The following is a 21,540-nucleotide window of genomic DNA, read 5'->3' on the forward strand; positions in this document are numbered from 1 at the left end:
TCATACAGGCGGGTCGTAAGCCCCTTTAGGCTCGGTAATAGCTAGTTCGTGTTCCGACATTCCCAACCAATTTAGACTAGTTCTGACATCCTTGCCCAAGAAGACTTTGTTTTTGATCATAAAGTCGACCAACGGGATTAAAATTTTCCACTCTTTCAGATTGGCTTTGCCTTCACGAATTAACGCGGCGAATTCCGGCAGATAAGGATTGTAGCCAAAGTGTTTTAAGTCGGAGTACATTAGCAACCAGTTAATCGGGTAGTTGCTAAAGATCGGACTGGCGTGCTTACTTGACTTGACCAAGCCCAATTCGACCACTTTTTGCATCACTTCTTCCTGATTATATTCCCAAGCATGATAAGGGGCTAAATAGCGTGGAAACAGAGTACCTTTGGGGAAGTTGTTGGGATTGAAGAAGCGGGACAATTCATATTCATCGAATTCGCCGCAGGTTTTCAATGCCGGCGGCGTCCAGTCAACTTCGCAAATCAGCTTTCTGGAGAATTCGTAGAGCATTCTTTCCGGTTCGGGTTGCCCGGGCGAGTATCCGGCAAGAATTAGCGGTATGTTTTTTTGCATGGCGAGTTTGATTGCATCGCCTTCGAATAGCGGGGCATAGACATACGATACTGTGTAGACGGCGCCTCTCGGTTCTTGGTGTTTTAAGAGATAGCGAAAAGCCTTTTGGTAGAAGTTATCGGATGGGCGATATACCAGATGGTCAATGTCGAGTTTACCGAGTGTGCGCCGGATATTATCCCAGGCGATTGGAGGAATATTAATATCGGTGGTGAATGCCAGGATTTTTAGACCGTGTTCGACCTTTAATTTGTAAAGCAAATAAAGACTATCCTTACCGCCGCTGACTGGCACTAGGCAGTCATATTCCGCTTGACCTTTACAGTCTCGTAGCGCCTTTTCCAGGTCGAGCTCTCGCTCCTTGCGGCTCTCTTCCTCTTGTCTTTGGTCTTGAGGATTAAAATCCCGGCAAAGATTACAAACGCGATTCGCGTCCAGGGTTATTTCGGGTACTGCATCGGAAATCAAGCATTGTTTACAGCTGGCCATGTTCACCTCGCCGGAAATTGGTAAATTTTTAAGGTTAAGAGGTTTTTGCAGGCCTCGAATGAATTTAGTTTTTGCGAGTAATTAAACTAGTAAAGCCAGTTAAAAATTGTAGTTTTAGATTGTGAAGCTGATTGCTAGTTTCTCTTACTACAGAGCCAAGAAATTATCTTGCTCCCTTACCCCACAAAATGACTTCCACCGTGCTCAGCATTATCGTCAAGTCCAGAAACAGGCTGTAGTTTTTGACGTAATACAAATCAAATTGCAGTTTTTGTCGGGTGTCGTATTCGCTGGCTCCATAGGGATAACACAATTGCGCCCAGCCGGTAATGCCTGGCTTTACCCGGTGCCGTTCTTTGTAGTAGGGAATATTTTCTTCAAAGCCTTTAACGAATTCCGGCCTCTCCGGGCGCGGGCCAACAAAGCTCATATCGCCTTTTAATACGTTTAGCAGCTGAGGCAGCTCGTCTATCCGATATTTACGAATCACTTTGCCGACGCGAGTCACGCGATCATCGGTTTGGCTCGCCCATTGCGCGCCATTTTTTTCAGCGTCGATACGCATACTGCGAAACTTAATGACATCGAAGGGTATGTCTCGGTAGCCGACACGTTTTTGTCGATAGAAAACCGGTGCTCCAAAGCCGCTTTCGATATAGATTGCCAGCATGGTGAGGATCATTAGCCACCAGCTTACGGAGAGTAGCAACAGGCTGGCTAGAATATCGAAGCTGCGCTTGACGATAGGACGCAGTCCGCCGCTCACAAAACCATCGGAAAACATCAGCCAGCTAGGGCTCAGCGCCTCTAGAAAAACCAATCGTTGCTCTCTCTCGTAGAAGGTTTGCAAGTCCATGATTTGCACGCCGGACATTTTTATATCCAACAGTTCTTCAACGGGCAGCTTTTTTCTACGATCATCCACAGCGATAACTATTTCATCGACGTTAGCGGCTTCGACAATATCGGTTAGCCTGATTTTTTCGTTGAGCGCAATCGCATGGGGCACGCTTATTGGTTCGTCCTCCAGCGTGATGTAACCGACTATTTCAAATCCTCTATAAATATAGCTGGAATTAACGACGCTGAGTTCTCCGGCTCTTTGGCCGCAACCCACCACTAACACTCTGCGTTTTAAATTATCCAGATTGACGAAGCGATAAAATAAATAACGTGTTAACAGCAAGCCCACAAAAGAAAAAATAATTGCGGAAATCAAGACGCTACGCGCCAGCATCAAATCCGGAATGATGTAATAGATGAAAGCCAGTATGAATACCGCAACGGCGAAGCTGAAACTGATACGCTGTAGGATATTGTATTCTTCTTTATCCAGTGTTTTCCGATATAAGCCTAGGCCGGAGCAGCTAGCGATGAATACGATGGAATAAACCGTTGCTGAGGCGGCAAGCTCGGGTTGGGAGTACCAGGACGCTGTGTATAAAAATCTTAGGCCCGCGCCGCAATACATGGCTAAATAAAACACTAACGATTCCGCCATGAGCAACCACAGATAGGCAGTGGAAATGTAATGTCGAAAAATTCTTATCATATACGGCTACCGTGTAACTCCTGAATAATAACTATTTGACGGCATTCTGGTTTAGAAGCGTCTTGATATGTTCAGCGGGAATAGCATAGGTGATGCCGCTGGGATTGGATATGGCATTTTCTTTGCTCCCCTGTACAAAGACTTTGTTAATGATACCAATAACTTTTCCGGAATTGATGTCGTATAAGGGGCTGCCGCTGTTGCCGGGGTAGGCAGTGGCGTCTAATTGGAACACATTGAAAGGCGTCTGTAGCCGCTTCAGCATATTGACATTTAACTGTCGCGTGGCGATTGCCGGTATGGCATTCGGCGAGATAGCCGCAATAATGCTTCGGTGGGTGACAGGATACAAACCCAGCACCATACCTATAGGATAACCGGTGAATGCATATTGCTCGCCCTCCCGCACTCTCAGGGAGTCACCGATTTCCAGCGCGGGTAATACTCCGCCGTCTACCTTTAAAAGTGCCAGATCGTGATCTTCGTCGGTCACGGTCAGTTCGGCAATTTGCATTTGCTCTTTTTGCTCGTGGCGATAAAAAACCGCATAACGCTCGAGGTGCTCTTCGTCTAGTTTTTTTGCCGTTACATGAGCGTTGGTAACCACTTTTCTGCCGTCGGCAACGGCGAAGCCGGTGCCCAGGAAAACCGCACGCGGGTTTCGTGTTGGCATATAAGTGCCTATGGCTACTATTCCGGGTTTGACTCGGGTAAGAATGTCGGGGAGGTTAATTTCATCGGCATGGCTGGTGGCGATGGTGGATATTCCGATATATAGCGCCAAGAGATACAGTGTTTGGTTTTTCATGGCAAGAGGAGTTATGGGGCCTTAATTGGCACAGCTTGGAAAGTTTAGTCTAACTTAGCATGAATGCGGGCGTCGTCGTGAATTAACAGTTGTTTACACTTTGACAGACAGGTACCGGCATACATAGCGCTTAATTTCTGCCTGGAACAACGCGAGTGGGCATTGACCAAGTAAAATCATATGCCGAGTGAACTAGTTGGTTTCTATTTAGTCCCACTTTTTGGAGATAGTAAGTCAATTCCCGGTAGTGTCTGGCAGTGACGTATCAGCGGGTTTGAGATTAGAAAACGCAGGTCGCTGGAATCTGTTAAATCGCTACCGGTTTTTTTGTGCTTAGATCAGACCGATTCTGTTTGAAAGTCGTCGTTCTTCCAGCACAAAATCTCCGCTCCATCCGGTTTCCAATCCGCCAGCACGTAACGTTTGGCCGGCAAACCGTCAAGCATAAATTCGTGTAGTCTCGGCCGGTGTGTGTGACCATGAATCAATGTATAACAGGCATATTTACGCAGAGATCCCGCCACCGACTCTTGATTGACATCCATAATGTCCAGCGTTTTGCCGCGTTTGTGATAAAAACTGCGGAACCTATACCAACGTGCCGCTATCAGCCGCAGCCATAAGGGTTTGGACAGCACATTTTGTTGCCATTCCGGGCTGTGTGATTTAATGCGAAAGGTCTGATAGGCCAGGTCGTCGCTACACAGTAAATCGCCGTGGGTCAGCAAGATTCGCTGGCCGCCCAATTCAATCGTCGCATATTCGTCCAGCAAACGGAGGCCGGTTTCCTGGCAAAACTTTTGGCCCAGCAGGAAATCACGGTTGCCTTGCAGCAGAAAAACTTCGGTGCCGGAGTCGGCAAGCTGTCTGAGCGCTTTTTTGATGGCCGGGATAGGCCGGGTACTGTCATCGTCGCCGATCCAGGCATCGAATAAATCGCCAAGGATATACAGGGATTTTGCTGCGATAGCCCGCTGCTGCAAAAAGCTAAGGAAACGCCGGGTGATCTCAGGCTTTTCTAAGGCCAGATGCAGGTCGGATATGAAGAGTACGTCTTGTTTCACGTTAAGTAAGAGCGGTTTCCGCCGGTAGTCGGCGGAAACCGCTAATCGTTACTCGATAACTTCGGCTTTATCGATGACGATGTCAGTTTTCGGTACATCCTGATGCGGACCGCGATTGCCGGTGGCTTGCTTGGCCATGGCATCGACTACATCCATGCCTTCGACCACTTCACCGAATACTGCATAACCCCAGCCGCTGGGGCTTGGGCTGGTATGGTCAAGAAACGAGTTATCTTTGTAGTTGATAAAAAATTGCGCGGTAGCCGAATGCGGATCGTTAGTGCGAGCCATTGCCAAGGTGCCGCGTTTGTTTTTTAGGCCATTGTCGGCTTCGTTCTTGATCGGTGCATTGGTTTCTTTTTGCTTAAAAGAACTGTCAAAACCGCCGCCTTGCGCCATAAAACCTGGGATTACCCGGTGGAAAATGGTGCCAGAATAGAAGCCCTGTTTTACATAGGCCAAAAAGTTGGCGGCGGAAACCGGCGCTTTTTCGTCTTCCAATTGAATGACGACGTCGCCCAGTGAAGTGGTTAATTTGACTTTGCTATGTGTGTTTGACATTTTATTTTCTGTTGCAAATGAAAGGGTTGAGAATAAAAACAGCATCAGGTAAACCAGGGTGGTGCGCAATAAAAGCTCCTTAATCTCGCTGCAAGCCGCGAATTCTATGTGTTTTTATCTTGAAAGAGAAGCCGAAATCTTGATAGATTGCCAGATGTTTCGCTGCATCCATCTACCATCGACATGCTGAAAATCTACAACACGCTAACCCGAAGTAAACAAGAATTTATTCCCAAGCAGCCCGGCAAAGTCGGCATGTATGTTTGCGGCATGACGGTTTACGACTATTGCCATATCGGCCATGCGCGGGTCATGGTGGTGTTCGATACGGTCGCCCGTTATTTGCGGCATGCCGGTTATCAGCTTACCTATGTCAGAAATATTACTGACATCGACGACAAAATTATCCAGCGAGCCAACGAGAATGGCGAGGCGTTTACCGCATTGACCGAACGCTTTATCGAAGCGATGCACGAAGATGAGCGGGCTTTGTCGGTGTTGCCGCCGGATATCGAACCCAAAGCCACGCAATCCATCGCCGACATCGTGAAGATGATTTCGACATTAATAGAGCGTGATTTTGCCTATGTCGGTAGCAATGGCGATGTGTTTTACGCGGTAAACCGCTTTGACGGCTATGGCAAATTGTCCGGTAAAAATATCGAGGATTTGCAGGCCGGCGAGCGCGTGAATGTCGATACCGCCAAACACGACCCGCTGGATTTTGTGCTGTGGAAAATGGCCAAGCCCGGCGAGCCTTATTGGGATTCGCCTTGGGGGCAGGGTAGGCCGGGTTGGCATATCGAATGTTCTGCAATGTCCACATGCTGCCTGGGCAATCATTTCGATATTCACGGCGGCGGCATGGACTTGCAATTTCCGCATCACGAAAACGAGATCGCTCAGTCAGAAGGCGCCACTGGCGAACCCTTCGTCAATTACTGGATGCATAACGGTTTCGTGCGGGTTAACGAAGAAAAAATGTCCAAATCCTTGGGTAATTTTTTTACCGTGCGTGAGGTGTTAAAGCAATATCGCCCGGAAGTGATTCGCTTCTTTATTCTCTCCAGCCATTATCGCAGCCCGCTGAATTATTCCGATGAACAGCTCGACGATGCCGGCGTGGCGTTGACGCGTCTTTATACTGCCTTGAGAGGCGTCGAGATTGTCGAGGTGACCATTGATGCCGACTACCTTCTGCGTTTCGAGCAGGCGATGGATGACGATTTCAACACGCCGGTTGCCTTGGCGGTGCTGTTCGATTTAGCGCGCGAATTGAACAAAGCCGAAGACAAAACTGTGCTGGCCGCGACTTTGAAGCAGTTAGCGGCCATTTTGGGCTTGTTGCAAGAAAGTCCAGACAGTTTTCTGCAAGGCGGCGCAACAGTCGATGGCCTTAGTGAAGCAGAAATTGAACAGCTAATCGGCGCCAGAAAAGAGGCCAAGGCCAGCAAAGACTGGGCGCAAGCCGACCAAATTCGCGATCAATTGAAGGCGCAGGGCATTGTTTTGGAGGATGTGGCGGGCGGTAACACCATTTGGCGCCGAGAAAATTAAGGGACTGGCGATGAGCGAAATCAAAGATAAATCGGTAGAAACATTTCTGGACGAATTAGCCAGCAAGCAAGCTACCCCCGGTGGTGGTAGTGCGGCGGCGGTGATGGGCGCGCAAGCGGCGGCTTTGACCAGCATGGTTTGTCACCTGACCATCGGTAAACCCAAATACGCGGCGGTGGAAGCGCAGATGCAGGCCTTGCTGGCCGAATCAGAAGCCTTGCGGCATACCTTGATCGGTATGATTAAAGCCGATGTCGATGTGTTCGACAAATTGATGGCCTGTTACGGCTTGCCTAAGAGCACTGACGACGAGAAAACTCTGCGCACCGGGCAAATCCAAGCGGTATTAAGAGAAGCTACCCTAGTGCCGCTGGAATGCGCCAAAGCCTGTGCCAAGGCTATCGATTTGAGTCGGGTGGCTGCCGAACACGGCAACCTGGGTGTAATCAGCGATGCCGGTGTTGCTGTGATGGCGGGCTATGCCGGATTAAAAAGCGCGGCGCTGAATGTACAAATCAATGCCGCGAGTTTGAAGGACAGACCGTTTGCCGAAGCGCAGCTCGCCGAGCTGGATACTTTGTTGCAAGCCGGCGAACAGGCTGCCGAGCAAATTTACCGAATAGTCCGAGAAAAGCTTTAAATCATGCATCTTGTGGGCAGGGGCGATTGAAGTCGCCCCTACTGTCTCTGACAAAAGTAAGTGGCAGGTTTTCTAAATCTGCTTGACGTTGATATTCAAAGTCTGAATCCGATAAGCAATCTGCCTAGGCGTCATATCCAATAACCTGGCAGCCTTGGCTTGCACCCAGCCGCTTTGCTCCAGCGCAGCGATCACTCGCTCACGTTCGTCCATGTTCTCGTCGTGCAGATCGATGTGTTTGATCGATTGTGGGGTGCGGCTGATGCCGATTTCGTTTTCCAGGCCGGTGCTGGCGATGACGTCGCGGTCGATAATCCCTTCCTGGCTCATAATCGCTGCGCGCTCCAGGCGATTTTCCAATTCGCGGACGTTACCCGGCCAATCGTGTTTCATCAAAATCCGGATCGCGCTTTCCTTGATTTCCAGGGGCCGACCGCCTTGCTGGCGGGAAATTCGGTTCAAGAGAAAACTGGCTAGTTCCGGGATGTCCTCGATGCGCTCACGGAGCGGCGGCATATTGATGGGCATCACGTTCAAGCGGTAATACAAATCTTCCCGAAAATTGCCTTCCGCTACTTCCTGCTCCAGATTGCGGTTGGTAGCGGCAATGATGCGGACGTTTACTTTCAGGGTGCGGACGCCGCCGACCCGCTCGAATTCGCCTTCTTGCAGCACACGCAATAACTTGGCTTGAAAAGACGCGGAAATCTCGCCGATTTCGTCGAGAAATAGTGTGCCGTTGTCCGCCAATTCGAAACGGCCCTTACGTTGGCCGATTGCGCCGCTGAAAGCGCCTTTCTCATGGCCGAATAATTCGGATTCCAGTAACGTGTCGGGTAGCGCCGCGCAGTTCAATTTAAGAAACGGGCCGTTGGCACAGGCCGAATTAAAGTGTATCGAGCTGGCGACGACTTCCTTACCGGTGCCGGATTCGCCGCGAATCAACACCGTGGTATGCCATTTGGCCACCTGACGGATGATGTCGAACACTTTCAGCATCGGCTCGGAATGACCGATGATGTTTTCGAAGCGGTAATTTTTGACCAGCGTTTGTTTTAAGTAATCGCGTTCGCTGGCCAGTTCGTTTTGCTTGCGCTCCATCACTCGCAACATGTTCACGCTTTGGGCGATCAGATTGGCGACCATTTCCATGAAGCGGGCACGCTCGCCCAAAAACGTCGAAGTACAAGGCTGCGCGGCCAAAATGCCGACCACTTCGCCTTGCTCGATGGCCAGTGGGGAGCCAATAAACGGTAAATCAGGGTTGTACACGCCCAAGCGGCTTAAAAAGCGCGGTTCGTCGGCGATGCGCTCCACAACGATGGTGCTGCCTTCGTCGAGGATAGCGCCGACCAGTCCCTCACCCGGTTGGTAACGGACCGAACGGTCTATGCCGTCGCCGTAGATCTCGCAAATGCTCATGCTGTCGTCATCGACATCGCGTAGGGTAATCATGCCGAAATGCAGGCCGTTACGCTTGTGCAAAATCTCCAGAATACCCTTTAGTTTGGTGCGTAAGTCATGCGTGCTATTCAGCAATTGACTGACCAGAAACAGGGTATCCAGCTCGGATTCAACCAGTAATAAACGATCACTCATGGATGTTCACCATGGCTAGGTTTTTTTGACAGGGAAAGCGGATTTTAAAACTACAGCCGTTTTTATATTGCGGGTCGATTTCTATCATGCCGTTATGCTGATTGACGATTTCCTTACTCATGACCAGTCCCATGCCGGCCTGGACGCCGGCCGTGCTTTGATTTGTCGTAAAAAACGGTTCGAACACCTTGCTCCGTTGATTGGCGGGTATGCCGGGGCCGGAATCGGCTACCGAGACGCACACCCAATCATGCTCGATAGTCGTGCTGATTTTGATGATGCGTTCCTGGCTGCTGGCCCGGTTCATCGCATTGACCGCGTTGTCGATCAATTGTTTGAATAGCATGCGTAACTTGTTCTCGGCGCCCAAAATATTCGGTAACACCGGGTTGGGCAGCCAATCCACTACGATGCCGTTTGCCAGAAATTTGGTGCTGTACAGCAGCATGACTTCGTGCAGCAGCTGATTCAAATTGACAGGCACCACTGCCGATTCCGGAATTTCCGGCACACAGCGTTGCAATGTGGCGAGCGTTTCTTCCCCCATTTTTTGCACTTGGCCCAACAGGTCGCGGATCGGACTGTTGTTGGCGTCATTGCGTTGGGTCATGATTTGAATCGCCGCGTGGATCTGGTTCAACGGCTGCCGAATCTGGTGCATTGCGCCCAGCAGAGTTTCGCGGATGCTGCGAATGTGTTCTTCTTCCGCCAACATGGTGCGTAAAGTCTGTATCTGCAGCTTTTCCTGCTGCCGGCGCAAGGGGCTGATGTCGTTAATCGTCAGCAACAAATAGTCCTTGGATTGCCTGGCGAAGAAGCTGTCTGCACAGACATCGTTTTCAATAAACCAGTTGCCGGAGCAGGAAAACCAGCGCGTACCTTTGAGCCCGGCACTTTCAATCCGTACTTCGCGATTGGCGAAACCTTGTTGCCTGTCGATGTTTTCGCCCCACAGGTCGCCCATGTCCTGTTCCAGAGCCTCCAGGAAAAATAAAGCGGGTTCCTTCTTGTCCAGTTCGCTGATCAGCATTTTGTACATCTGATTGTCGAGGACAACGCGTTTGTCGCTATCCATGACCACCATTGCTACGGGAGAGGCGTTCAACACCGATTCGATCAGCTGTTTCTGGTTGCTGACCTGCTGTTCCGCGTAATGCGCCTGGGTGACGTCGCGGTGCATACCTATGTAGTGGCTAATGGCGCCCCGGTCATCGAACATCGGCGCAATAGTCAGGTCGGCCAGATAACGCTGACCCATCTTTTGACGGTTTATCAGTTGGCCGTGCCACACCTGTTTGCGGGAGATGGTATGCCACAGATCGTAGTAAATTTGTCGGGGCGTAGACTTGTCTGACAGCTCGGATTCGTTCTTACCCAGTATTTCAGCGGCGTTGTAACCAGTTACATCGGTGAAGGCTTGGTTGATATAAAGGATGTTGGCTTTTTTATCGGTAATCGAAATGGCGACCGGCGCCTGCTCCACAGCCTTAACGAATAAGGAAAACGGCAGGGTTTTAGAGGCTTTACCGCCTTTGAGCGATTGCCCGAGGGCATTTTGGGCTGGCGATAGCATATCGGCCGTATCAATCTCAATCTGGCCTTGCAGGTAGTCAGGGGTGGATTTGGTCATGGCAAATGGTTCTCGCGTGTTTTTCTAGGCTTAAGTTGGAAAACTACATGCAATTTGAGAGCCAAATGCGTTTCGGCTTAGCTGCTGTTGGAAAATCCCGGCTATTTGTATGGTTTACGACAAATTTTAGCGGACTTGTTTCAGCTCTGTGTTTTTTAGGACAGAGATGTTGGCGCTAAATCTCCTGGCTTTGCACTAAATCGGGGAGTTGTGGGGGTTTCGCAGCATTGGCATAAATGATGCTGTCTTGTTACAAAACACCGGGTCTAAAACGATGAGCGAATACTTACTACTGATATTGGGTACGGCCTTGGTCAACAATGTCGTGTTGGTCAAGTTTTTAGGTTTATGCCCGTTCATGGGGGTTTCCAACAAGCTGGATACCGCATTGGGCATGGGTTTGGCGACCACGTTTGTCTTGACCCTGGCTTCTGCGGCCAGTTGGGTGTTGGAACATCGCTTATTGATACCGTTCGATATCGGTTTTTTGCGAGTGCTGGGTTTTATTCTGGTGATCGCCGCAGTGGTGCAGTTTACCGAGATGGTGATACACAAAACCAGTCCGGTCATGTACCAGGTTTTAGGGATATTTTTACCGCTGATTACGACTAATTGCGCGGTTTTGGGTGTGGCACTGCTTAACATCCAAGAGAAATACAATTTCGTGCAAAGCCTGCTGTTCGGCTTTGGTTCGGCAATGGGTTTTACCCTGGTGATGGTGCTCTTCGCCGGTCTACGTGAACGCCTAGCGCTCATGGCAGTACCGGCGCTTTTTTCCGGCACCCCCATCGCATTTATCACCGCCGGCATACTGTCGCTGGCGTTTATGGGATTCGCGGGGCTTTACAGCAAATAAGAGGCACATCATGTACGTTTTATCTGCCATTGTTATTTTGACATCGCTAGGGTTGTTGCTGGGCGTGGCTTTGGGGATTGCCGCCAAATATCTGAAGGTGGAATCGGACCCTTTAATAGAAACCATCGAAGCCTTAATGCCCGGTTCGCAATGCGGTCAGTGCGGCTTTCCCGGCTGCCGGCCAGCCGCCGAAGCGCTGGTGTCGGGTGCGGCGCCTGTCACATTGTGTCCGCCAGGCGGCACGTCTCTCGTCGAACAGCTCGCCAAGTTACTGGGCGTTGATGTCGACTTAAGCCAAACGCAAGATCAAGAAGCAATGGTGGCTAGGGTTAGCGAAGAAACCTGCACCGGCTGCACCCGCTGCTTCAAGGTTTGTCCTACCGACGCCATCGTCGGCGCACCAAAACAGATCCACGCCGTAGTAGCGGATGCCTGCATCGGTTGCAAAAAATGCGTGGAAGTATGCCCTACCGAATGTCTGCAAATGCACCCTGTTGAAGTGACCTTGCGCAACTGGCGCTGGCCCAAACCGCTGGCCGCCTGAGACGGAGACACCTATGTTCGCCCTGTTCGAGAATCCCCGCTTGCGCGGCGGCATCCACGCTGAAGAGCACAAATCCGAAACCTCTCCGCTCAGCATTGTTACCGATTTTCCATTGCCTAAGAAGTTGTACATTCCGGTGCAACAGCATGTCGGCAAGCCTGCCGAGCCCGTAGTTAAAGTCGGCGAAAAAGTATTGAAGGGACAATTGCTGGCCTATAGTCAAGGCACCATTTCGGCGCCTGTGCATGCACCAACATCGGGCGTTATCGCTGATGTGAAGGATTTTCCGGCCCCGCATCCGTCTGCCTTGCCGATACGTACCGTGGTGATTGAAAGCGACGGGAAAGAACAATGGGCCGAATTAGTGGTGCCGGAAGACCCGTTTCAACTCGAACCGGAAGAAATTTGTCAACGCGTCGGCGCCGCCGGCGTGGTCGGTTTGGGCGGGGCGGTATTCCCGTCGGCGGTCAAACTCAGTTTGGGCCGCAAAAACAAGATTCACACCCTTTTGATCAACGCCGGCGAATGCGAGCCTTATCTGACTTGCGATGACCGCTTGATGCAGGAGCGCGCCGAACAAATCGTTGCCGGTATCAGGTTAATGTTGCGCGGTATGGATGCTCCTAAGGCCTTGGTGGGAATCGAAGATAACAAACCCGAGGCTTTTGTGGCCATGCAGGCGGCCAGCCGGGATTTTGCCAATATCGTCGTGGCCCAAGTGCCCACGCGTTACCCGATGGGCTGGGACCGGCAAATGTTGCGTTATCTGACAGGCCAGGAAATTCCCGCCGATGGCCGAGCCACCGACATCGGCGTAGTGGTGCATAACGTCGCCACCGCCTTCGCAGTCTATCAAGCGATATGTTTGGGGCAGCCCTTGATCAGCCGTGTGGTTACGGTCTCCGGTGCCGCCGTCGCCAAGCCCAGAAACGTGGAAGTACCCATCGGTACGTTGATGTCGGAAGTGCTGGCGTTTTGCGAATTGGAAAAATCGAAAATGGCTCGCTTGGTGATGGGCGGACCCATGATGGGCGATGCGTTGCCGTTGGCCGAAGTGCCGGTCGTCAAAGCCTGCAATGGCATTTTGGCTCTGTCCGCCGCAGATATTGACGAACCGCCGGTACAGCCTTGCATTCGTTGCTCCAGTTGCGTGACTGCTTGTCCGGTAGGCTTGTTGCCCTTGGAAATGGCCAGCCGCATCAAAGCCAATCAATTAGACTCGGCGGTTGATTTGGGCCTAAAGGACTGCATTAGCTGTGGCAGTTGTTCTTATGTCTGTCCGTCGAATATACCCTTGGTGCATTACTTTAAATTCGCTTCCGGCGAGTTAGTTAAACGCCAACAAGCCGAGCACAAAGCTGAACAAACCAAGCGTTTAGTCGAGGATAGAAATAATCGGATGGAACGAGCTAGATTGGAAGCCGAAGCGGAAGCCCTGCGCGCTCAGGAAGCCAGGGCCGCCCGTCTGGCTGCCGCACAACAGGCGCAAGCAGCGCCAGCAGAGGAAACCGTATGAGTAATAAACCGATTAGCGGGCCTCACGTTGCGGCTACCCGCCGCGTCGATCAAATCATGCGCTTGGTCATTATTGCCCTGGCGCCGGCCACGGCCTGCGGTGTGTTGTTGTTCGGCTGGCCAGCGCTGTATTTGCTGGCGGTAACTGTATTGTCGGCGATGGCTTTTGAAGGTTTGTGTTTGAAGATGAAAGGCGTGGCGGCGATGCCTTATCTGCGCGACGGCTCGGCGATAGTCACCGGTTTGCTGGTGGCAATGACCTTGCCGCCTTGGGCGCCTTGGTGGATAGGCGTCGTAGGTTCGGCGTTGGCGATTGTATTGGGCAAGCATGTTTATGGCGGTTTAGGGCAAAACCTGTTCAATCCGGCCATGCTGGCCAGGGTGGCTTTGCTGATTTCCTTTCCCATCGAGATGACTACCTGGGCCAACGTATCCCCGCTGTTCATCGGGCCCGGCGTGATCGATAGCTTGGCAATAACCTTTGGCGGTTTGGAGAATCCCGATGCGGTGACCGGCGCCACGACGTTGGGTTGGGTCAAGACCGAGTTTTCGCAAAACCGGCTGTTGCCCGGCAGTTTGATCGAGTACTCTGGGTTTTTAGCGTTTCTTGGTTGGGAGCGCGGTAGTCTGGGGGAAACCTCTTCGTTATTGTTGTTGGCCGGCGGTATCTGGTTGATGCGGCAGGGCGTCATCAAATGGCACATTCCAGTCTCGTTACTGCTGAGCATATTTCTGTTGTCGACGGTATTTCATACCTGGGATAGTCAGCACTATATGGGACCGTGGGTGCATTTGAATTCCGGTGCGGTGATGCTGGTGGCATTTTTTATCGCGACGGATTACGTCACTTCGCCTAACACGCCACTAGGCCAAGTGATTTTCGGTGCCGGCTGCGGTTTATTGATTTTTGTGATTCGCTCTTGGGGCGGCTATCCGGAAGGCACCGGTTTTGCGATTTTATTAATGAATGCAGTCACGCCCCTGATCGATCATTACATTCGTCCGAGAATTTATGGCCGCTACCGTAACGGCAAGCCGCTCGATATTTCCAATTCCTGAGACAGGCTATGAATTCCGAACCCGCGAAATCACCCCCTAAAGCGAACCAATATGTAGAGTACGCCTTGCGTACCGTGAGTAACTTTAGGCAAAAACTGGCCGTGTGGCTGGAACCAGGAAATTTGGAGCAGCTGCGACCGCTATTACAGTATCAGGCCGGCGTGTTGGGTGGATTCGCACTGTTGGCGGCAATTTTATTAGGTGTGGCCGATCTGGCGACGCGCGGGGTAATTGAGCTGCGCTTGCAGGAAGATCTACAGGCTAATTTGGAGCAAGTGGTTCCGGCAGAGCTTTACGATAATAATTTGTTGAAAGACAGCGTGCTGCTGCCTTCTGCCGATGCCAATCTGGGCGCTGAACAAACTGAGGTCTATCTGGCTAAAAAGGCTGGTTTGGTTAACGCGGTCTGTTTTAAATTCGTCGCACCTGACGGTTATGCCGGGCCGATCAGTTTGGTGATGGGTATCGACAGCAAAGGCGAAATCCTAGGAGTGCGGGTTATCGCTCATGTCGAAACACCGGGGCTGGGCGATAAGATTGAAGTGACCAAGTCCAAATGGGTACTGTCCTTCAACGGCAAATCCTTAAATAACCTGACCGTTGAGCAATGGGCGGTAAAAAAAGATGGCGGCGTGTTCGATCAGTTTAGTGGGGCGACGATTACGCCGCGCAAAGTCGTACAGGCAATCAAGCGGGGATTGGAGTTTTATAAGGTGCATCAGGCGGAATTGTTGGCTGAGAAATAACGCTTATTCAATGTATGGCAATTATTTTCGGTGGAGAAGGTTTTTTCCCGTATGCCGCGCCGAGCACCGGAGCTTTTGAACGGATCAGCCCGTAGGGGGGCGGCATGGATGCCGCACGTTGCCGAAGGGGCGTAAGCCCCTTCGGCAACCACGTTCAAAAGCTTCGGAGCGCAGGGAATAAGCGGCATCCGGGTGTCTTTTCTTTTGGATACTTTTCTTTGGACAAGCAAAGAAAAGTATCTCGCTTGTCGGTGCGAGAACCGACTTCAAATATTCGTCGCGATAGCGACACGAAGTCAAACTTACGAACATCTCTGCAAGGAGACCTTGCTATGAATCTTTCGATTCTGTTTTCAGAACAATATAGAAAAATCGCCCGCGACGGCCTGTGGGACAATAACGTGGTGCTGACACAGAATCTGGCCTTGTGCCCGTTGCTGGCGGTAACCGGGACGGCGACCAATGGCTTGGGCATGGGCCTAGCGACCATGGTGGTAATGGTGGCATCCAATGCCGCCGTGTCGGTGAGCCGGCATCTGATTCCGTCGGAAATCCGTATCCCGATTTTCGTGTTGCTGATTGCCGCATTGGTAACCTTGGTGGATATTTTTCTGAACGCCTGGATGCACGAATTGCATAAGGTGCTGGGCTTGTTTATTCCGCTGATTGTTACCAACTGCGTCATTCTCGGCCGGGCCGAAGCCTTTGCCTCCAAACAACCGGTGATGCCGTCGATGTGGGACGGCTTGATGATGGGTGTGGGGTTTACCGCTGCGATGGTGGTGCTGGGAGCCATGCGGGAGATTAGTTCGGCTGGCACCTTGTTCGCCAATGCGTCTGTGTTGTTGGGCGAAAGTTTCCGGTTTTTGGAAACCACTTTGATTCCGGAATACAAAGGCTTTTTGCTGATGGCTTTGCCGCCGGGTGGTTTCATCATGCTGGGTTTCATGGTGGCGCTGAAGCGGCTGTTGGACCGGAAAGCGGCAGCCAAAATTACCGAACCTATCATTACTGATGCGATTGTCTTGGAAGAAGGAGCGTAAACTATGAATGTGGGTGTATGTTATGCGCAGGCCGACAGGCAAATCTGGTTGCGGCTGGAAGTGCCGGAGGGTAGTACCATTGCCGAAGCTATCGAATTGTCCGGCGTGTTGACGCAGTATCCGGAGATCGATCTGGAAAGCCAAAAAGTCGGGATTTTCGGTAAACTGGCAAAGTTGGATGCGCCGGTCAAGGAAGGCGACCGAGTAGAAATTTATCGTAAAATCACCGCCGATCCCGCGCAAGTCCAGCGCAGGCGGGTGGCATAGACCATGTACGTTTGTGTCTGCAAAGCGGTAACCGACAGTCAGCTCGATGCTGCTATAGACAGCGGCTTATGTTCGCGGAAACAGTTGGTTAAATGTTTCGGCGTCGGTGGCGATTGCGGTAAATGTAACAAGGACATTACGCAAATTTTGGATAGAAAAAATGCATGTCGGCTATTGCAGGCTGCCAATGATGCACAACTAATCACTAAAACCCGGGAGATTTGACATGCAAGGCGATAAAAAAGTTATCGAATTTTTAAATAAAGCGTTAGAAAACGAATTAACCGCCATCAATCAATATTTTTTGCATGCCCGGATGTTTAAAAATTGGGGCTTTCAAAAGCTGAATGAAAAGGAATATCACGAATCCATTGACGAGATGAAGCACGCCGATCAATTGATCGAGAGGATTTTGTTTCTGGAAGGCTTGCCTAATCTGCAAAGTCTAGGCCGATTGATGATAGGCGAAAATCCCAAGGAAATGCTGGAATGCGACCTTAAGTTGGAGCACCTGGCCTTGCCGTTATTAAGAGATGCGATTGCTTATTGTGAAAGCATCAACGACTACGTCACCAGAGAGTTGTTCGAGCATATTCTGGAAAACGAAGAAGAGCACGTCGATTGGTTGGAAACCCAGATGGAGCTGATCGAAAAAATCGGTATTCAAAACTATCTGCAATCGCAGATGTAAAAAAACGCGCCATTCAAAAAAACTTTGCGGGGCCGGTTGCCGGCCCTGTTCGGATAGTAAGCCCCGGCACTTCAGTATTAGGTCAATGGTTGTAATATCGTTGTTGCCCATCGTCTTTTGTATTTTCTTGAAATTCTTGAACACCCCCCTTTTCTTTAACGGATTGCGGTATGTAGCCGCGGTCCGAATACTGTGAGACTTGATCATTGCCGGATGAATGAGACGCTCATTCTCGCCATCCCGGTTTTGATGTACCCCTCCAAGTGGACACATCTCCGTCTATAGTTATGCTGCCTCTCTTGCCCTAGGGTTAAAACATAGGCGCATTCTTATCGGCAGGTGGCCAACTTTCATAGATGTTCCATGATGATGAATGAGTTATCCTTAGCGGTATTACAACATCCATGCCAAGGGCTTTAGGCCTTGGTTTGGGCCGTTTTTGGTTAAAATGGCCCTTAATACGCTGACAACACCGAAAACATTGATAGGAATTTATGCCGCAAAGTGCTTTTACGCTGGAATCGTTGCTGGAAACTCATGATCTGCCGCTGATCATCATCGGCGCCGATTTACGCATCGTGGCAGTGAATCGCGCTTGGGAACATAGTTTTGGCGTCATGCGACAGAATCTGGTCGGTCAACCGTGCTGCGCCGAAAACCGCAATTGCCGCCATCAGCGTTTGTTTCAAACTCTGGAAGCCTACGCCGGTATCTTTGCCGACACCAGCGATACTAGTGCCCAGCGCTCATTCAGTGCGCGCGGTTTTCCGTTGCTGGATGCCGACGCGACTTTATATTTGGGCGAAACGTTAACCGTATTAAAAAGGTCCGCGGCTAAAGGCGACGAGGCACCGGCCATGATCGGGAAGTCAGCGGCGTTTGCACAATATAAAACCCGGTTGCAACAGGCGGCCGATACGCAAGCACCGGTATTATTGCTTGGTGAAACAGGCACCGGTAAAGAATTGGCCGCCGAATTTGTGCATAGCCATTCCAGGCAGGCGGATGGCGATTTTGTGATTGTCGATTGTACGATTCTCGGCGAAGAGTTATTTGAAAGCGAATTGTTTGGGCATGAAAAGGGCGCTTTTACCGGCGCGACATCCGCGAAAAAAGGCTTGTTCGAATTAGCCAATAATGGCACCTTGTTCTTCGATGAAATTGGCGATCTGCCGCTATCGCAACAACCCAAGTTATTGCGAGCCCTGGAAAGCGGTCAATTTCGGCGGGTAGGTGGCACTGCGATGCAAAAAGCCAATGTCAGAGTGGTCTCCGCCACACATAGAAATTTAGCCGACATGGTCAAAGCCGGCCGGTTTCGCGAAGATTTGTTCTACCGCTTGTCGGTGTTTCCGGTCGAAGTACCGCCACTGCGGCAGCGTAGACAGGATTTGCCCTTATTGATCGATCATTTTTTAGCGCAGTTAAACACCGAGGCCGATGGCGGCTATGCGATTACGCAATCGGCCTTAATCAAGCTTATTCAATATGCCTGGCCCGGCAATATCCGTGAGCTGAGAAACTGTCTGCAATTGGCGGCCGGCTTGTGTAAGGACAAGAGTATTCAAGAAGCCGACATTCATTTCATGCAGCGCCAAGGCGGCGTTGAGTCGGCCGCCGCCAGTGAGGCAAGTGGCGATGCGCATCCCCTACCGATTAACAGCATGGCGCAATTCGAGGCGGAGTTTATCAATAGTTTGATCAGCAAGTATCAGGGGAATCGCAAGTTGATAGCGGCGGAAATGAATATCAGTGAACGAACGCTGTACCGTAAACTTAACCGACTCAATCTGAATTAAGCGGCGGAGCAATGATGGAATCTAACCTGATAAACTGGACGCTTGATAACATTGGTAGCCGGCAACGCAACGGTTTGACCCCGCCGCGCGATATGCGCGAGACTATCGCCCAGATTAAAGCCTTGCCGCCCTTGCCCGGCAGCGCGCTGCGCATATTGAACCTGATCGCCGATCCAAGTGCGGATGCTCGTAAATTAGCCGACATCATCGAACTCGACCCTTTATTAACAGCGCAAATTACCCGCTGGGCCAGTTCAGCTCTGTACGGTTATCGTGGTCAGATCACGACCGTGCATGATGCGATCACTCGCGTGTTGGGGTTTGATTTTGTATTGGATTTGGCTTTGGGGTTGGCGGTGCTGGCACCGTTGAAATCGCCCAAGGAAGGGCAGATAGGCACGCGGATGTTCTGGACCCATGCATTGGCCAGCACCCGCTTGATGGCGCAGTTGGCCGCCGTTATGCCTGTCGCCGCACGGCCGGAGCCGCAAGCCTTGTTTTTATCCGGCTTGATGCACAATATCGGTTTCCCATTGCTGGGTCATCGTTTTCCTGACGAATTTAGTTATTTGAGCGGCTTGATCAACGCGAACCCTAGTCTGGCTATTTTCAATCTGGAAACTTTTGCCTTCGGCCTCAATCATGCCGAAATCGGCGCTTGGCTGATGAATGTCTGGTCGATGCCGCGCATGATTACCGATATTGTCTATCACCATCACAACCCCTACTATCGCGGCGAAAACCACCAACTGAATTTGTTGACGTTTTATAGCGATTGTCTGTTGGGACGTTTAGGCATAGGCGACGCATCGAACCAGGTGTGTCCGGAAGACGTGCCGGGATTGCTGGGTTTGGATGAGGCTGTTTGTCTGGAAATACTCGATAGCCAGAATGACGATTTAGTGAAAATTCTAGCGACTGCGGAACAACTTACCGATTAAATTTGCCGCCTGTTATCGTAAAGTGGGCGCTTAGAAATTCTTCGGCGCCCCATCAATCAACTCAGTACTTAATCGCGCAATATCGCATTGCGGCGGTCCGATTGCTTCAGTATGCCGCCTAGTATCCACATTTGATACATGGACACGGTCCACATAAACGCGAAGGAAACGCCCAAGCCTGCGCCGGCAAAAAGCACCAACAAGGCAAAGTGTGGATTGAGTTTAGTCAGCCACCACGAGGCGATATCGATCAGTAGAAACAAATAGGGCATCACGATAGCGGGATATTTGTACTTGCACGGTACCCCAGTACTAAAGCTGAAAATGATGCCGACAAACATAAAAATAAAACTGATGCCGAACAAATGGATATGCGATAGCCGTGTCAGCGATTGAAACGTTGCGCCTTCATTCGATTCCGTCAGCTTTTTTAAGTTTTCGAATTTGGTGAAATCGGGCAGCGAACCGGCATTGGCGCCATGGCAGCCAGTGCAAAATTGCTCGATGATGGGTTTAATTTCCTTGTTGTAAACCGCTTCGTCGCCGCCATCCCGGACCCATTGAATGATTTTGAAGCGCTCCTGTTCAGGCGCGTTGTATTTCATCGAACCGTTTAGTTTGGATTCCAATACCGAACCGGAGCGGTCGCCATAATAGCTGTAAACAATATCGTCCATCGACAAACCGAATTTGCCGTCGGCCATACCGTGGGTAAACAAAATCTGGATTAATGCCATCAAATAACCGGCGGCTATTGTGGTTAGATAACCGGTGAACAGCAGTTTGATCGAGAGGCCGAAACTGATCAGATTAGCGCCTTTGTAGGCATATTTAACGGGTGTTTCGTTGCGATCAGGCATAGTTGCAATCCGGGTTGTTGGGAAAGTTATCGCTTCGAGCAAGGCTTTAAGCGGGAGGCAAAAGCCTTGCCTCCCGTGCCAAGCATATTACTATTTTTTGATGTTTTGGTAGTAATAACCCAGTTCGCTGATTTCTTCGTCGGTTAAGGTTTGCGCGATGATGCGCATCCGGCTGTAGATGTCGTTGTGACGTGTACCATCCTTAAATGCATGCAGTGTGGCTGAGATGTAATCCGCATTTTGGCCGGACAGCGCTGGAATGTCGACCACTTGGCCCTTGCCGTCACCGCCGTGACACACTTCGCAAGGCGGCAACACCCGTTCGCTACTGCCGCCTTTAACCAGAGTTTCGGCTTTTTCATAGACCATGACAGTCTTTGATTGGAACGCTGGTGTTTGCGAGCCGAACCATACCGCCAAATCGGCGGCGTCTTGTTTGCTGAGCGTTTTAGCCAAACCGGACATCATCGCGTTATCCCGGCTACCGTCAGCGTAGTCCTGCAATTGCTTATATAAATAAGTTGGCAATTGCCCGGCCAGTGACGGGAAAGCCGCCGAGGTACTGATGCCTTTTTCGCCGTGACAGGCGTTGCAAGTCTTGGCCAGTGCTTCGCCTTTTTGCGGGTTGCCGGCTTTCACGAAATTTAACTGATCGGCGGTCCAGGCGACTTGCGACGACGGTTGTGCAAACGCGGCGCTTGGCAACAATAATGCTGCGCTTAAAATGAGTTTTTTCATGA

Annotated in this window: 22 protein-coding genes; 13 read left to right on the forward strand and 9 right to left on the reverse strand. The window is 50.8% G+C overall.

Going from position 1 to position 21,540, the window contains the following annotated elements; translation table 11 throughout:
- The 5 genes from ACR64Q_RS03910 to ACR64Q_RS03930 all read right to left on the reverse strand — a co-directional run bounded on the left by ACR64Q_RS03910 (position 1) and on the right by ACR64Q_RS03930 (position 5,053).
- Positions 1 to 1,068, reverse strand: coding sequence for an adenine nucleotide alpha hydrolase family protein (locus ACR64Q_RS03910; RefSeq protein WP_313733641.1), 1,068 nt, complete (start codon positions 1,066 to 1,068; stop codon positions 1 to 3).
- Between the two features lie 163 nt (positions 1,069 to 1,231).
- Positions 1,232 to 2,620 carry a TIGR03013 family XrtA/PEP-CTERM system glycosyltransferase gene (locus ACR64Q_RS03915; RefSeq protein ID WP_026603795.1) on the reverse strand — a complete coding sequence of 463 codons (1,389 nt, stop codon included), beginning with the start codon at positions 2,618 to 2,620 and terminating at the stop codon, positions 1,232 to 1,234.
- A 31-nt stretch (positions 2,621 to 2,651) separates the two neighbouring features.
- A complete protein-coding gene (locus tag ACR64Q_RS03920) occupies positions 2,652 to 3,428 on the reverse strand; it encodes a S1 family peptidase (protein WP_313733642.1) in 777 nt (258 codons plus the stop codon).
- A 338-nt stretch (positions 3,429 to 3,766) separates the two neighbouring features.
- Positions 3,767 to 4,492, reverse strand: coding sequence for a UDP-2,3-diacylglucosamine diphosphatase (locus ACR64Q_RS03925; protein WP_313733643.1), 726 nt, complete (start codon positions 4,490 to 4,492; stop codon positions 3,767 to 3,769).
- A 48-nt stretch (positions 4,493 to 4,540) separates the two neighbouring features.
- On the reverse strand, positions 4,541 to 5,053 hold the full coding sequence (locus ACR64Q_RS03930; RefSeq protein WP_483823274.1) for a peptidylprolyl isomerase: 513 nt from the start codon (positions 5,051 to 5,053) through the stop codon (positions 4,541 to 4,543).
- Positions 5,054 to 5,236: 183 nt separating this feature from the next.
- On the opposite strand from ACR64Q_RS03930, the gene cysS reads away from it, so the two are divergent.
- Together cysS and fchA are read left to right on the forward strand one after the other, a co-directional pair.
- A complete protein-coding gene (gene cysS, locus ACR64Q_RS03935; protein WP_313733645.1) occupies positions 5,237 to 6,610 on the forward strand; it encodes a cysteine--tRNA ligase in 1,374 nt (457 codons plus the stop codon).
- A gap of 10 nt (positions 6,611 to 6,620) precedes the next feature.
- Positions 6,621 to 7,250: a methenyltetrahydrofolate cyclohydrolase gene (fchA, locus tag ACR64Q_RS03940; protein WP_313733646.1), complete on the forward strand. Its 630-nt coding sequence runs from the start codon at positions 6,621 to 6,623 to the stop codon at positions 7,248 to 7,250.
- A 72-nt stretch (positions 7,251 to 7,322) separates the two neighbouring features.
- Here the strand turns inward: fchA and nifA are convergent, their stop codons facing one another.
- Both nifA and nifL read right to left on the reverse strand, forming a co-directional pair.
- Complete coding sequence (nifA, locus tag ACR64Q_RS03945; RefSeq protein ID WP_020485085.1) at positions 7,323 to 8,849, reverse strand: nif-specific transcriptional activator NifA; 1,527 nt, start codon at positions 8,847 to 8,849, stop codon at positions 7,323 to 7,325.
- A complete protein-coding gene (gene nifL / locus ACR64Q_RS03950; RefSeq protein ID WP_026603802.1) occupies positions 8,842 to 10,479 on the reverse strand; it encodes a nitrogen fixation negative regulator NifL in 1,638 nt (545 codons plus the stop codon). The genes nifA and nifL overlap by 8 nt, the downstream gene beginning before the upstream one ends.
- 274 nt (positions 10,480 to 10,753) lie before the next feature.
- On the opposite strand from nifL, the gene rsxA reads away from it, so the two are divergent.
- The 11 genes from rsxA to ACR64Q_RS04005 all read left to right on the forward strand — a co-directional run bounded on the left by rsxA (position 10,754) and on the right by ACR64Q_RS04005 (position 19,940).
- Positions 10,754 to 11,335, forward strand: coding sequence for an electron transport complex subunit RsxA (rsxA, locus tag ACR64Q_RS03955; RefSeq protein WP_026147191.1), 582 nt, complete (start codon positions 10,754 to 10,756; stop codon positions 11,333 to 11,335).
- A gap of 10 nt (positions 11,336 to 11,345) precedes the next feature.
- Positions 11,346 to 11,879 carry an electron transport complex subunit RsxB gene (rsxB, locus tag ACR64Q_RS03960; RefSeq protein WP_020485088.1) on the forward strand — a complete coding sequence of 178 codons (534 nt, stop codon included), beginning with the start codon at positions 11,346 to 11,348 and terminating at the stop codon, positions 11,877 to 11,879.
- A 13-nt stretch (positions 11,880 to 11,892) separates the two neighbouring features.
- On the forward strand, positions 11,893 to 13,395 hold the full coding sequence (rsxC, locus tag ACR64Q_RS03965) for an electron transport complex subunit RsxC (RefSeq protein ID WP_313733647.1): 1,503 nt from the start codon (positions 11,893 to 11,895) through the stop codon (positions 13,393 to 13,395).
- The gene (locus ACR64Q_RS03970) at positions 13,392 to 14,453 is read left to right on the forward strand and encodes an RnfABCDGE type electron transport complex subunit D (RefSeq protein WP_313733648.1); all 1,062 of its coding nucleotides are present in this window, start codon (positions 13,392 to 13,394) and stop codon (positions 14,451 to 14,453) included. Before rsxC ends, ACR64Q_RS03970 begins: the two co-directional genes overlap by 4 nt.
- An 8-nt stretch (positions 14,454 to 14,461) precedes the next feature.
- A complete protein-coding gene (gene rsxG, locus ACR64Q_RS03975; RefSeq protein WP_313733649.1) occupies positions 14,462 to 15,199 on the forward strand; it encodes an electron transport complex subunit RsxG in 738 nt (245 codons plus the stop codon).
- A gap of 332 nt (positions 15,200 to 15,531) precedes the next feature.
- Positions 15,532 to 16,242 carry an electron transport complex subunit E gene (locus ACR64Q_RS03980; RefSeq protein WP_026603807.1) on the forward strand — a complete coding sequence of 237 codons (711 nt, stop codon included), beginning with the start codon at positions 15,532 to 15,534 and terminating at the stop codon, positions 16,240 to 16,242.
- A 3-nt stretch (positions 16,243 to 16,245) separates the two neighbouring features.
- Positions 16,246 to 16,509 carry an RnfH family protein gene (locus ACR64Q_RS03985; protein ID WP_020485093.1) on the forward strand — a complete coding sequence of 88 codons (264 nt, stop codon included), beginning with the start codon at positions 16,246 to 16,248 and terminating at the stop codon, positions 16,507 to 16,509.
- A 3-nt stretch (positions 16,510 to 16,512) separates the two neighbouring features.
- The gene (locus tag ACR64Q_RS03990; RefSeq protein ID WP_313733650.1) at positions 16,513 to 16,734 is read left to right on the forward strand and encodes a (2Fe-2S)-binding protein; all 222 of its coding nucleotides are present in this window, start codon (positions 16,513 to 16,515) and stop codon (positions 16,732 to 16,734) included.
- A 1-nt stretch (position 16,735) separates the two neighbouring features.
- On the forward strand, positions 16,736 to 17,200 hold the full coding sequence (gene bfr, locus ACR64Q_RS03995; RefSeq protein ID WP_020485095.1) for a bacterioferritin: 465 nt from the start codon (positions 16,736 to 16,738) through the stop codon (positions 17,198 to 17,200).
- A gap of 494 nt (positions 17,201 to 17,694) precedes the next feature.
- Complete coding sequence (locus tag ACR64Q_RS04000; protein ID WP_313733651.1) at positions 17,695 to 18,999, forward strand: sigma-54 interaction domain-containing protein; 1,305 nt, start codon at positions 17,695 to 17,697, stop codon at positions 18,997 to 18,999.
- 11 nt (positions 19,000 to 19,010) lie between these two features.
- Positions 19,011 to 19,940 carry an HDOD domain-containing protein gene (locus ACR64Q_RS04005; protein WP_313733652.1) on the forward strand — a complete coding sequence of 310 codons (930 nt, stop codon included), beginning with the start codon at positions 19,011 to 19,013 and terminating at the stop codon, positions 19,938 to 19,940.
- Between the two features lie 68 nt (positions 19,941 to 20,008).
- Here the strand turns inward: ACR64Q_RS04005 and ACR64Q_RS04010 are convergent, their stop codons facing one another.
- Together ACR64Q_RS04010 and ACR64Q_RS04015 are read right to left on the reverse strand one after the other, a co-directional pair.
- The gene (locus tag ACR64Q_RS04010) at positions 20,009 to 20,800 is read right to left on the reverse strand and encodes a hypothetical protein (RefSeq protein ID WP_026603811.1); all 792 of its coding nucleotides are present in this window, start codon (positions 20,798 to 20,800) and stop codon (positions 20,009 to 20,011) included.
- Between the two features lie 90 nt (positions 20,801 to 20,890).
- Positions 20,891 to 21,538: a c-type cytochrome gene (locus ACR64Q_RS04015; protein WP_036276305.1), complete on the reverse strand. Its 648-nt coding sequence runs from the start codon at positions 21,536 to 21,538 to the stop codon at positions 20,891 to 20,893.
- Between the last annotated feature and the right edge of the window lie 2 nt (positions 21,539 to 21,540).

Source organism: Methylomonas sp. 2F7 (assembly GCF_057126975.1).